General features: G+C 61.1%; 12 protein-coding genes. 5 read left to right on the forward strand and 7 right to left on the reverse strand.

Annotated features, from left to right (window positions below; translation table 11 throughout):
- Positions 1-19 precede the first annotated feature (19 nt).
- Positions 20-1,588 (forward strand): 4-alpha-glucanotransferase, encoded by a 1,569-nt coding sequence (gene malQ / locus DXY29_RS10950; RefSeq protein ID WP_115025087.1) that lies wholly within the window; start codon positions 20-22, stop codon positions 1,586-1,588.
- Here malQ and DXY29_RS10955 read toward each other — a convergent pair.
- The 6 genes from DXY29_RS10955 to DXY29_RS10980 all read right to left on the reverse strand — a co-directional run bounded on the left by DXY29_RS10955 (position 1,522) and on the right by DXY29_RS10980 (position 6,779).
- Entirely contained in the window at positions 1,522-2,442 is a 921-nt protein-coding gene (locus DXY29_RS10955) for a RodZ family helix-turn-helix domain-containing protein (protein WP_115025088.1), read from the reverse strand. The two genes, malQ and DXY29_RS10955, sit on opposite strands and share 67 nt — an antisense overlap.
- Positions 2,433-3,182, reverse strand: coding sequence for a pseudouridine synthase (locus tag DXY29_RS10960; RefSeq protein WP_115025089.1), 750 nt, complete (start codon positions 3,180-3,182; stop codon positions 2,433-2,435). The genes DXY29_RS10955 and DXY29_RS10960 overlap by 10 nt, the downstream gene beginning before the upstream one ends.
- On the reverse strand, positions 3,179-4,309 hold the full coding sequence (locus tag DXY29_RS10965; RefSeq protein WP_115025090.1) for a sensor histidine kinase KdpD: 1,131 nt from the start codon (positions 4,307-4,309) through the stop codon (positions 3,179-3,181). Before DXY29_RS10965 ends, DXY29_RS10960 begins: the two co-directional genes overlap by 4 nt.
- Positions 4,310-4,316: 7 nt before the next feature.
- Positions 4,317-5,024, reverse strand: a complete 708-nt coding sequence (locus tag DXY29_RS10970) for a response regulator transcription factor (protein ID WP_244279382.1) — start codon at positions 5,022-5,024, stop codon at positions 4,317-4,319.
- Between the two features lie 100 nt (positions 5,025-5,124).
- On the reverse strand, positions 5,125-5,544 hold the full coding sequence (locus tag DXY29_RS10975) for a hypothetical protein (protein ID WP_115025092.1): 420 nt from the start codon (positions 5,542-5,544) through the stop codon (positions 5,125-5,127).
- Positions 5,545-5,585: 41 nt separating this feature from the next.
- Positions 5,586-6,779 (reverse strand): ABC transporter substrate-binding protein, encoded by a 1,194-nt coding sequence (locus tag DXY29_RS10980; protein WP_115025093.1) that lies wholly within the window; start codon positions 6,777-6,779, stop codon positions 5,586-5,588.
- On the opposite strand from DXY29_RS10980, the gene DXY29_RS10985 reads away from it, so the two are divergent.
- A complete protein-coding gene (locus DXY29_RS10985; RefSeq protein ID WP_115025094.1) occupies positions 6,756-7,985 on the forward strand; it encodes a hypothetical protein in 1,230 nt (409 codons plus the stop codon). The genes DXY29_RS10980 and DXY29_RS10985 overlap by 24 nt on opposite strands.
- Here the strand turns inward: DXY29_RS10985 and DXY29_RS10990 are convergent.
- Positions 7,963-9,612, reverse strand: coding sequence for an AarF/ABC1/UbiB kinase family protein (locus DXY29_RS10990; RefSeq protein ID WP_115025095.1), 1,650 nt, complete (start codon positions 9,610-9,612; stop codon positions 7,963-7,965). The two genes, DXY29_RS10985 and DXY29_RS10990, sit on opposite strands and share 23 nt — an antisense overlap.
- A gap of 50 nt (positions 9,613-9,662) precedes the next feature.
- Here DXY29_RS10990 and DXY29_RS10995 point away from each other — a divergent pair, with 50 nt between their 5' ends.
- The 3 genes from DXY29_RS10995 (at position 9,663) to DXY29_RS11005 (ending at position 12,566) form a co-directional block, all read left to right on the forward strand.
- Entirely contained in the window at positions 9,663-11,066 is a 1,404-nt protein-coding gene (locus DXY29_RS10995; protein WP_115025096.1) for an aminotransferase class I/II-fold pyridoxal phosphate-dependent enzyme, read from the forward strand.
- Complete coding sequence (locus DXY29_RS11000; protein ID WP_371411085.1) at positions 11,047-11,625, forward strand: septal ring lytic transglycosylase RlpA family protein; 579 nt, start codon at positions 11,047-11,049, stop codon at positions 11,623-11,625. Before DXY29_RS10995 ends, DXY29_RS11000 begins: the two co-directional genes overlap by 20 nt.
- A 74-nt stretch (positions 11,626-11,699) precedes the next feature.
- Positions 11,700-12,566 (forward strand): phosphatidate cytidylyltransferase, encoded by an 867-nt coding sequence (locus DXY29_RS11005; RefSeq protein ID WP_115025098.1) that lies wholly within the window; start codon positions 11,700-11,702, stop codon positions 12,564-12,566.
- Positions 12,567-12,571 lie beyond the last annotated feature (5 nt).

Raw genomic sequence — 12,571 nt, forward strand, 5'->3', positions numbered from 1 at the left:
GGGAGACCGAAGGGCCCCCATGGATCAGTCCACTGTTGAACCAGCCAAGGCTGGAGGGGGGCGCTGCACTGGGGTGCTGCTTCATCCGACCGCACTACCAGGGAGTCCCGTCTGCGGCAGCTTCGGTGAGCCATGCCGCCGTTGGCTCAACCTCCTCGCTGCCCACGACATCGGGGTCTGGCAGATGCTGCCCCTGGCCCCGCCTGATTCCACAGGCTCGCCCTACAGCTCGCCGTCATGCAATGCCTTGAACCCCTGGTTCCTGGATGGACAGGACTTGGCCAACGAGGGGTTCATCCATGAGGCAGCGCTCAGGGCAGCTCCGGGCGCTGATGCACCACTGGAGGGCGCAGAGCGTGTGGATTTCAGCCTGGCCCAGCAACGGGCCGATGCCCTGGGAAATGCACTGCTCGAGGCCTGGAGTGACCAGGATCCGGCGCGACACACCGACTTCGGCAACTGGGTGCAGCAGCAGCGCGCCTGGTTGGAAGACCATGCCCGTTTTCAGGTTCTTCATGATCAGCACAGGACGGCTTGGTGGGACTGGCCACTCCCGCTGGCACGACACAACAAAAAAGCGCTGCGGAGCTGGGCGGAGCAACACCAAGAGGCCTTGCTACGGGAACGGCTGATCCAGTGGCACCTCGACCGTCAGTGGCAGGCGATCCGTCGACAGGCGGCAGACCTGGGCATCCAGCTGTTTGGCGACCTGCCCTTTTACGTCAGCAGTGACAGCGCTGATGTATGGAGCAACCGTTCGCTGTTCACGGTCAAAGAGAACGGCCAACTCACCACCCAGAGCGGCGTGCCACCCGATTACTTTTCGGAAACAGGGCAACTGTGGGGCTCACCGGTTTACCGCTGGGGACAACATCGGATCACGCGATTCCACTGGTGGCGGCAAAGAATCGCTCGCCAGCGAGAGTTTGTTGATCTTCTACGCCTGGATCACTTCCGGGCCCTTGCCGCCTTCTGGGCCGTCCCCGGTGCCGACTGCACCGCTGAAAACGGGCAGTGGCAGGCCTCACCAGGCCACACCCTGCTGCGCTACCTCCGCAGGGATGCTGGTGGCGCCCTCCCCTTGATTGCCGAGGATCTTGGCGTGATCACACCGGATGTGGAGGCACTCCGTGATGCATTCCGACTGCCAGGAATGAAGGTTCTGCAATTTGCTTTTGATGGTCATCGCGACAATCCCTATCTGCCTGAAAACACCGATGGTCATGGCTGGGTCGTCTACACCGGCACCCACGACAACCCCACGACCCTGGGCTGGTGGAACAATTTGGATGCCGACAGCAGGGCCCGCATTGCCACGCGGGTGAATGGTGAGATCTCAGCACCCGCCTGGCATCTGCTTGACATGGCCTTTGCCACGACCGCAGGACTGGTCGTCGCCCCACTTCAAGACCTCATGCATCTGGATGACCGGGCCAGATTCAACACACCTGGCACCTGTGAAGGCAACTGGAGCTGGAGGCTGCGCAGCTTTGATGCTGATCTGGAGAATGCCCTTTGCGGCTACGGCACGAGGGGAGCGGTCTGGGGACGATCGCTCTCGGGAGCAGGCAGCTTGTTGACCCGGTAGATCCCCGGCCGCTCTTGATCCACAGGCAGGGGGTCTCCGTTCCAGAGCACCTGATCGCCAGCACCGGCGGGGGGATCCAGGCGGACCTCAATCGGGGCCTGCAACTGGAGCATCAACGTGCCGGCACTGGCCGTGAATTCAAACCTATCTCCACCACCGCTCGAGAGCTGCAGTGCTCTGGGCTCAGCAACAACAACCTCGAGAACCCCCTGAGACTGCGTCAGCGAGCCACTCACCAGCTCAAGCCACTCCTGCGGTGTGCGTTGCTGAACCTGTTCCAGGGGCCGCAAGGCGGCGATGCGGTTGTCAGAGCCAGCCAGGTTCGGGCGACGGTTGATCGCCTCCAGATCAGCACGCACGGGCTCGAGAGTCAGGCTGTTGCGAAGGGCCAAATCCTGCTGTTGTCGGTTGATAGCAAGCAGGCTGAGCGCAATCACGACGGTGTAAACCACCGTGCCCTGCCAGGTGGTGAACACATCGATATTGCCGAGGGTGAAGCGCCGCAGACCCGCCTTTGCAGATCCGCGGCGGAGCAACACCGGCTGGGGAAGCAAGGGGTCGAGGCATCCACTGGGAAGAGCCAGGCGGATCTCGATCTGAGGGAGCATCGAGGCGAGATAAGCCCGCTCGGGCAATCGATCACGCCAGCCACGCTCCAACGCTTCGATGACGGGTGTTGTGATCCGGGTTTCATTGGCCAGGTCCCGTAGCGAGAGGCCAAGTTCCTCCCGCCGCCGCCGCAGCATCAGTCCCAGATCCTGACTTTGCTGATCCTGGGTCTCAACAGAACCAGCATCAGCGCTGGCTCCACTGCGGGCACGGCGCCACCAAAGTCCTGGACGCTTCAGTCGCATGGGCGATGCAGATCCAAGGGGACAGCCCGGTCGAGCATTGGCTTCCATTCTCCCTCGCTCAACCACATCCAGCACCCCTCAGCCAGATCGCCAAGCGGCAACCCCGCAATGACCGTGCGCCGGAGGTCAAGCACCGGATGGCCAAGGACCTCCGCCATCCGGCGAATCTGTCGGTTTCGACCTTCCCGCAGCTCGATCTCCAATAACGAGCGCCCGCCCCTGGTCTGCAGTCGGCGCACCTCTGCGGGTCGGGTCGGTCGCCCATCCAAGGGAAAACCCCGACACCAGCGGTCGAGAACCGCTTCGGACGGCACACCCTCCACCCAAACCCTGTAGGTCTTGGCATGGCTATAGCGCGGGTGGGTGAGTTTCAACGTGAGCTCACCCAGATCGGTCAGCAGCAGAGCCCCACGACTGTCGGCATCGAGACGGCCAACAGGATGCAGTCCTGCCCGATGCTCCGGTGGCAGCAGGTCGAGCACCGTTCGGCGGCCCTGAGGGTCATCGCAGCTGCAGATCACCCCCACGGGCTTGTTCAGCAAAAGCACCCTCGCCGCGCCACGGCTGGGCAAGGCCCTGCCATCCACCCGAATCGTCTGCTGGTGCGGATCGGCCTGGTCCCCAACGCGGGCGACCTGGCCATCCACCGTGATACGTCCCGCCTGAATCCATTCCTCAGCACGGCGCCTGGAACAGAGACCAGCAGCAGCAATCAGTTTCTGGAGACGCTGACGCGTCATCCAACAGGCTCCCGGGGGAGAAGGAGGTCCATGCAGGCGCCCCCAGCAGGGTGGTTGCGCGCTTCGATGCGACCACCATGATTCACGGAGATCTGCTGCACGATGGCCAGCCCAAGGCCGCTGCCACTACGGCTGGAGCGTGCCCGCGAGGGATCCCCCCGGTAGAAGCGTTGAAACATGCGACTGAGATCGGTCTCACTCAACCCGGGGCCGTGATCACGGATGCTGAGCAGCCACCAGCCGCCGCTCTGGCGCACGGTCACATCGACGCTGCTGTCCTCTGGGGAGTAACGCAGAGCATTGTCGAGAAGATTCAGCACCGCGCGGTGCAGACGGCGTTGATCCCCAAGCAAGGGCCCGGATTCAGAGCGATCCAACTGCAGCGTCACCCGCCGCCCCTCCGCGATCGGGCGAATGGTTCCCCAAGCGCTGTCGACCAGATCCTCCAGGGTGAGAGGGACGTAATCGCTGTATTCCTGGGGCAGGCTGTTCTCCAGGCGTGAGAGCTCCAGCAGATCCTCCACAAGCAGCTGAAGACGCCGGAGTTCCTTCTGCAGCCGTTGCACCAGAGCCGTGTCCTCTGAACTCACGGCCAGCTCCAGCCGATCGCTCACCAGCATCAGGGCGGTCAAAGGGGTCTTGAGCTCATGGGCCACATCACTGACCCAGCGCTCCTGCTGCTGTTGCTGGGCTTCGAGGGACTGGCGGCTCTGGATCAACACCAACAAGCATTCATCGCTGCCCGGCAGAACGATGGCCTCCAGCGGGTCCCCCTGTTGCTCCCATTCACATCGCTGGGGGCGCTGCTGATAGCGGCTGCTGAAGATCACCTCCTCAAGTGCGGGAATGTCAAGGGCATCCCTGAGGTTCATGCCACGAACCAGACGATTGCGAGAAATGTGCAGCAAGCGTTCGGCCCGACCGTTGAGATAGGCGATGGAGTGATCCGGAGCCAGGATCATCCAGCCCTGGGTGGCCGCATCAATCCAGGCCAGAAGCTGAGGTGCGTTCAAGGCAAAAGGCCGCTCCTCCTCCTCTCGCAACGACTTCAGGAAGCGCCATCGTCGCTGCAACAGAAGCGTGATCCCGATGCCGGCCGCAAAGCCAAGTACTCCAGAGATCAACACAACAAGATCAGCCGAAGCGGTAACCGAAGCCGCGGACCGTGCGGATCAACTGGGGAGATGAGGGCTCATCTTCAACCTTTTCCCGTAACCAACGGATGTGAACATCCACTGTTTTGGTGTCGCCGACAAAATCAACACCCCAGATTTTCTCCAGCAACTGATCGCGACTCCAGACGCGCTTGGGGTTCTGAATGAACAACTCCAGGATTTTGTATTCCTTCGGGGAGAGGGTCAGATCAGTGCCATCCCGGGTGACCCGGCACTCATTGGAGAACAGGCAAAGATTGGCGTAATTGTGTGATTCAGAGGGCGACGACTCGGTTTGACGGGATCGCCGCAGCAACGCCCTGCAGCGGGCCACCAACTCACGTAGCCCAAAGGGTTTGACCAGATAATCATCAGCGCCAACCTCCAGCCCAAGCACCCGATCGGTTTCACTGTCGCGGGCACTGATTACAAGAATCGGTGTGGTGTTCTTGAAGCGACGAAGCTCGCGACAGAAATCAAGCCCCCCCAGCCCCGGAAGCATCAGATCAAGAACAATCAAATCAACCGGATCAGAGGATCTGTCCACGACCAGTTCGAGAGCCTCTGAGCCATTTGAGCTGGTGAGCACTTCATAGCCCTCCAACCTCAAGGCCTCACCAACTGTCTCCCGGATGCTGTCGTCGTCTTCCACCACGAGCAAGCGGCATGTGGAAACCGCCGCAGACAAGGTCGTCACATCCAACAGGCTGGAAACGAGTTAATTCTGACGGCTGCCTCAGCCAGAAGGATGAGATCAGCGGCTTCGCTTAAGAGGTCAGAAGACGAGATCAGAAGAATTCATCGAAATTGTCGAAATCAACCGCTTTGAAATTGCCCTCTTCCACCTGCACCATCAGGCGCTCGAGCTGAGCGAACAAGGCTCCACCCGTCAGCAGAGACAGCAAGAGAGCCACCAGAAGGGCAGCACCTGCCGCAAAACCGAAGATTTGAAGGCAGCAGCCAATAAACAAGGTCACACCGATCAGGGTGCCGCCGTAACTGAGGTTGATCTCAACTGTTCCAAGAGGCAACAGGGGGAGCCGGTCCTGCTTCCAGCCATCCAATTTGTTCTGGACCTGACGACCGAAAGTCAAGCCGCAGAGCACTGCCATCAACAGGCCGATACCTGCCAGCAGGTAAGGCGGCTGGGGCAGGGTCATCATCCGAAGCAGCTGCTCAAGCTCCTGGGCGCTGATCTCCTCAGGCATCGACGCCGATCTCAAAGAGCTGCGACCTTAGCGATCTCAGCTCAAGGTTCCCAGCTTTGGGAGCCGAGAAAGGTGAGTTCGACAAAGTCGCTGGCGTTGTGATCGTCCCTCCCCATCTGAATTCGGAAGCCCCCCAGATCAAGATCATTGATTGACTCAAGAGCCTGGACAAGGGATTGACGCGTTGGGTTCTTTCCAGCCCGTGCCAGCGCCTCGGTGATCATCCGCGCCGCGAGATACCCCTCAAAACTGGTGAAGCCAAAACCCGATGCCTCATCACTCAGCCGCAGGCAGCGCTGATAGTCAGCCACAACGGGGATCCAACGATTCCACGGGAACGGCACCACCTGGGCCACGCCGATGCCATTGGCTTCGCCCACCGGCATCGCCCTCTGCAGAGCTTGGGTGCCCACAAACGACACATTCATGATCTGAGCGCTGCTGCCTCGTTCGCGCAGCGAGGTGGCCAGGGCAGCCGAACTCACATAGGCAGAAACGAGCACGACTCCGTTGGGATTGACCGCCATAAGGTCGTCCAATGCATCCCCCACCTGAGCTGAATTGCGTTGCACCGTCGTGACCGCCACCGGTTTGAGCCCATGGCTGGTGAGGGCAGCCATGGCGCCGTCAAGGCCATCCTGACCAAAGGCGTCGTCTTGATAAACGATCGCAATGCGATGGTGCGCATCACGCACCAGCTCGTCGACCATCGCCGCAATCTCCCGGCGATAGCTGCTTCGCATGTTGAACACCATGCGCAGCTCCGGCCGTCGAAGCAGACTTGCCCCCGTCATCGGCGCCACCAGCGGCACCTCCGCAGCCTCGATTAACGGCAACGCCACTTTTGTGGTGGGCGTGCCCACATAACCGAACAACGCCAGCAGATCATTGCGTTTCAACAATTGGCGCGTGTTGATCAGCGTCTGCGACGGCTCGTATTTGTCATCAAGACTGACCAACTCGATTCTGCGCCCGTGAATTCCTCCCTCACGGTTCACGGCCTGAAACCAGGCCATGGCCCCGCGTCGATAATCCAGACCGAGTTGTGCCGAAGGGCCCGAGAGCGGTAGGGACTGGCCAAGCACCAGAGCATTGGGATCTTGCCCACTGCCAGGGGGCTGAGAAGCAACAGGGCGAGGTTGAAGCAGCGTGAGCAGTCCACTGCTCAGTAAGGCCCAGCACGTCAGAGTGACTCCAGAGCTGCGCCGCAAATGGCCTCCAAGAAACAGAAGCACTGGAACTTCCTTGCCGTTGTTTCAATTCTGCTTGCCGGTCTTCTTGCGTTCACCGGCATCAACAGGCTTGATGTCGGTCGTGTCCCTAGCCGTGATGCGCTGCGCTTGTCATCGGCATCACGAGCCCTGACAACAGACAGTCAACGGATACCCGGGGACGGCTGGACCTCCCTGCGGGGCGAAAAGCTGTCGGGCCAGGAGATGGTCCTGGATCAACAGGGGCTGGAGGACGCCTCGTACCACGTTCAGGTGGGGATCTATGCCACCAGCACCTACGACCTGGATCTGAGCATCCCCAGTTATTCATCCAACGGTTACGTCTGGATGCGCTGGGGAGAGGAGCTGCAGCGCTATCTGAGTGAACGGGATCAAACCATTGAACAGGGAATCACCCTGGTGAACGGATTGCTCTCCGATGCCGATCCAGTGCTGACGCCGATGTCCTCAGCCCCAGTGCACAACGACGACGGAACGTACTACCAACTGTTCAGCTATATCGGCCGCTTCTACATCGACAAAGCCAGCTTCAGGCACTTTCCCTTTGTGACCGTGAGCCTGCCCCTTGTCCTTGAAATGGAGGATGTGAATGGTTCCCTCGACTATCCCCATTTCCGCTTCGAGCCCGACATTCAAAACAGCGGAATGGGCCTGTTCGCAGGAATCATCGGCTGGCTAAACCGAGGCTGGTCCATTGCCGAATACCGGCATAACTACGCCACCAATTTCGGGCTGGGGGGCAGCGCGGATGACTACAGCCTGGTCATCTTCGATATCACGTTCGGCACCTCCTCCTGGTCTGCGTTCTGGCGATTGATGCTGCCCCTGCTGGTGGTGATGGCCATGGTTCTTCTCGTGTTCAAAGTCCGAGCCGATGAACAGGATGCCCGCGCAGGAATTCCTGTCACCGTGCTGTTGACCCTGGTGTTCCTCCAACAGACCTACCGGGAGGAACTGCCCGACCTGCCCTATCTCACCTTTCTGGATCAGGTCTATGTGATTGCCTATGTGGTCACCCTGCTGGCCTTCATCCTGGTGATCTTCATCGGACGGCGTTACGGAGAGCTGGAGGCAATGCCGGAAGGCGACGCCAAAACTCGCAAAGAGCATCGGCTGGAGCAACTGGACGAAATCTGGCCGCTCACCGTTGTGGTCTTCAGTTCCGTCAGCATCTTCGGCTGCTGGATCACGCTGCCGCCAGGGGGTTGAGACGTTGCAGCAGCCCACCGGCCAGCCGCCCGGGCCCGAAAGTTCGTCCAAGCAGGCCAACCAGGGCACGCACGTCGTCGGTGTGCAGGCGATCGTCACGGATCAGCGTCATCAGCAGACGCCGGCGAAGGTCGGCACCATCGCGGCTGAACAGCAACCGCAAGCCGGCACCGGCGACAGGAATCAGTTCCTTACCAGGCGCGGGTGCGTCCTGGCCGACCACTGCCAGAAGGCTTTCCAGCCGATCCAGGCGCAAGCGGCCTGACTCATCAAAAATCACCTCAAGCAACTTCTCGCGCATCTCGCTCGTGTCTCCCGCGAGCAGTCGACGGGCCACGTAGGGATAAGCGATGGCGATGATCTTGAAGTCGGGATCGAGACGCAGGGCCAGACCCTCCTGGCTGACGACCGCACGGATAATCAGCGCGAAGCGAGCCGGCACCCGGAAGGGGTAATCAAACATCAGCTCCGAGAAACGGTCGGTGATCGCCTTGAAGTTGAACGAACCGACCGAGTCACCAAGGCTGCCGCCGAGCACCTCCTCAAGAGCAGGAATGATCGGGGTGAGATCAGCGGTGGGGCTGAGAAAACCAAGGGATTGGAAATCCTTGGCCAAACCGGGGAAATCACGGTTGATCAGATGCACCACTGCACCCGTCAGGGTGAGACGGTCGCTGTCGCTGATGGAATCCATCATGCCGAAATCGACATAGCCCACATGGCCGAGGTCCCCCGTTCGCCCCCGCATGGCGAACAGGTTGCCGGGATGGGGATCGGCGTGGAAGTAGCCGAACTCCAGCAGTTGCTGAAGACCGCAGATCACACCCGTGCGGATCAATGCCGTTGGATCGAGTTGCTGTGAGCGCAGCTCTTCGCTGTCGCGCATCTTGGCTCCATCAATCCAGGTGGTGGTGAGCACACGGGTGGAGCTGAGCATCCGCTCCACCTTCGGGACATAGACGGCATCGTTTTGAGCAAAGAGAGCCGAGAACCTCTCAGCATTGGCCGCTTCAAGGCCGTAGTCGATCTCCTCGAACAGGCTGCGGCCAAACTCATCGATGATTCCGCCCAGACCGAAGCCAAGATTGAGGGGCAGGAGAGGAGCCGTCATCACACCGAGCGCCCGGATCAGAACCAGATCCCGCCGCAGGATGAAGGTGAGATTGGGTCGCTGAACCTTCACCGCAACCCAGTGCTGGCCCTGTAAACGAGCTTTGTAGACCTGCCCGAGGCTGGCGGCGGCGACTGGCGTGTCGGGGAACTCCTCAAACAACTCTTCAGCTGGTGCACCCAGCTCTTCGCGGATGCACGCCAGGGCGACAGCATGGGAAAACGCCGGCAGGTCGTCCTGCAGGCGCGTCAATTCCTCGAGCCAATCCCGACGCACGAGATCGGGACGTGTTGACAGGGCCTGACCCAATTTGATGAAACAGGGACCCAGACCGGTGAGGGTGTTGAGGATGCGACGCGCCAAGCCCTGCTGCACAGCGGCGTTACTACTGCCTCCGCGCAGCAGCAACACCAAAACCAGGCCAGCCAGGGACCAGAGCACCTGCACCAGCCGCGGGATAGCGACCCAGGGACGCAGCAGCAACCAGCCCAGATCCCGCCGGGGGTCGTAACGCATCGCATCGAGCTGAGTACAGAGGGAGACTTTAAGGAGATCAGGCGGATTCGATGGCGCTTCTGCCCCAGCTCACCCGTCGGCTCGGTGAGCCTCTGTTTCTGCCGGCCCATGGCCGGGGGGCCGCGCTTCCGGATGGACTGCGTCAATTGCTGCGACAACGCGCTGGCATCTGGGACCTACCGGAACTCCCTGAACTCGGTGGTCCACTGGAACCGGACGGCGCCATCGCCGCAAGCCAACGCTGCGCCGCAGCTCAGATGGGTGTGGCGCGGTGCTGGTACGGGGTGAACGGGGCCACGGGATTGCTTCAGGCCGCTCTACTGGCGATGGTCAGGCCTGGGGAGCGGGTGCTTCTCCCTCGCAATGTCCATCGCAGCCTTATTCAGGCCTGCATTCTCGGGGATCTGCAGCCGGTGCTGTTCGATCTTCCGTTTCAAAGCGACCGGGGCCAGCCTGCGCCGGTGGATTCCGCCTGGATCGAACGGGTGCTGGCGGCTTTGCCGTCCGATGGGGCACCCATCCGCGCCGCGGTTCTGGTGCATCCCACTTACCAGGGCTATGCCAACGACCCCACGGAGGTGATCAAACGATTACAGGAGCGAGGCTGTTGCGTGCTGGTGGATGAAGCCCACGGCTGTCATTTCGCCGCAGGCGTGAATCATCCCCTGCCTCCCAGTGCCGTGCACTGCGGCGCCGATCTCGTGGTGCATTCCCTGCAGAAATCAGCTGCAGCCCTCGCGCAAACGGCAGTGCTCTGGCTGCAGGGGGAGCGTCTGGATCCCGTGCGTGTCGAACGAAGTCTGGGATTGCTGCAGACGACGAGCCCCAGTGCGCTGCTGCTGGCCTCCTGCGAAGAAGCCCTTCAACACTGGCAGCGCCGCAGGGGACGCCGACAACTGCTGCAGCGTCTGCAGGAGGCTGAAGAGCTCGCCGATGTCTTACGCCGTAGCGGAGTCCCTCTGCTCAACAACCAGGACCCGCTGCGCCTGATCCTGCACACGGGCCAGGCGGGGATCACCGGCCTAGAGGCCGACGCCTGGTTCCTGCCCAAAGGCCTCGTTGGCGAACTGCCGGAACCGGCAACGCTGACCTTTTGCCTAGGCCTAGCCCGACACCGTGGGCTCGGGCGCCGGATCAGGCACCACTGGCAGGACCTCCGGCGGACCTATCCCGATCGCGATCCACTGCCGCCGTTCGAAGCTCCGCCTCTGCCACTAGTCACCACCACAGACCATTCACCGTCGCAGGCCTGGCACGCAGAACGTCTCCGCGTGTCGTTAGACGAAGCGGGCGGATGCTTGGCGGCTGAATTGCTGTGTCCGTACCCCCCTGGCATCCCACTGCTGATTCCCGGTGAGCGATTGGATCGCAACCGGCAAGCCTGGCTGAAACGCCAGCAGCTGTTCTGGGGTGAACAGATTCCCGACGGTCTGTTTGTCGTCAGCAGGGGGTGAAATCCAGCCCCACAACCGCTTCAATCCATGCATTCGGCAGTGGTGGATGCAACCTCTGACCTGGCTGGTGCTGGCACTGCTGATCTGCCCCTCCGTTGGGGCCAGCCCCAATGGCGAGGAATTCCTTTTGGAAGACATCCAGAAGAGCAAGGAGATCACAGGAATCAAGGGGATCAAGGATGTCGACACGATCAACGCTTTGCCACTCCCTCCCCCAAGCCCCCTGGCCGAAAAGACTCCGGTACCAAGCAAGCTCATCCAGGTGGTTCAAGGAGCAGCAAGCTGGTACGGGCCAGGGTTCTACGGCCGAACAACCGCAAATGGTGAGCGCTTCCGCAAGGGCACGCTGACGGCAGCCCATCGGACATTGCCCTTTGGAACCCAGGTGCGCGTCACCAATCTGAGCAATGGACGCAGCGTTGTAGTGCGTATCAATGACCGTGGGCCTTTCAAGGACCACCGGGTGATTGATCTCGCCCATGGCGCCGCATCACAACTCAAGATGATGCAGGCGGGTCAAGTACCAGTGAAACTCGAGATCCTCAAGTCGTCGCCATAAAGCAGCTTCAGGCTCGCCAGACGAAGCCAACCATGAGCGATTGATAGCCTGAACCAACGAAGCCTCCAATCAGCGTGATCCGTGAGGTTGTCTTCGATCAAAGCCAAGCGCCAGCCGCTCGTGCGGTGCTGCGCAAGCGGCTGATCAGTGGCCTCGGTGTCGGCGGATTTGGCCTACTGGTGGTTGGACTCGGGGGCTGGTGGTTCACCGCTGCGCTGGGGGGAATGGTGCACCTCGGCCTGCTGGAGTTCTTCCGAATGGCCCAGTTCAAGGGGATCCGCCCAGCCACCAAAACAACCCTGGTGGCCTGTCAACTGCTGTTATTCACCACCCAATGGTCGATGCAGGGAGGGCTGCCGGAAGCGGTGGCCTCCGCGGTGTTGCCCCTATCTGGAGCTGCCATCTGCGGCTGGCTGCTCCTACAACCGGTGACGGGCTCCATCGCCGATATCGCAGCATCGATTTTCGGCTTGTTCTACCTCGGGTTTCTACCCAGCCACTGGTTGAGTCTGCGTGGTCTTGAGGACGGGCTGGCGATCACCCTTTCCGCCTGTCTCATGATCGTGGCCACCGACATCGGCTCCTGGGCCGTAGGCCGGCGTTACGGCAAGCGCCCCCTCTCGCCGATCTCTCCTGGGAAAACCATCGAAGGCGCCATTGGCGGCTTCCTCTCGGCGATGTTGATGGGCCTGATCTGCGGTCAGCTGATGGGGTGGGTCCTGCATGGTCTGCCAGGCCTGCTGCTGGGAGCGCTGATCGCTCTGTTCGCGTTGGTGGGAGACCTAACGGAATCGATGATGAAACGAGATGCGGGCGTCAAGGATTCAGGTGACGTCCTACCGGGCCATGGCGGGATCCTGGACCGCATCGACAGCTATCTATTCACCCCAGCGGTGGTGTACTACGCGATCGCCCTGTGCCAACCGCTGCTTTCGAAGTAGCGCCG

Source organism: Synechococcus sp. UW69, assembly GCF_900474185.1.
Classification (GTDB): domain Bacteria; phylum Cyanobacteriota; class Cyanobacteriia; order PCC-6307; family Cyanobiaceae; genus Parasynechococcus.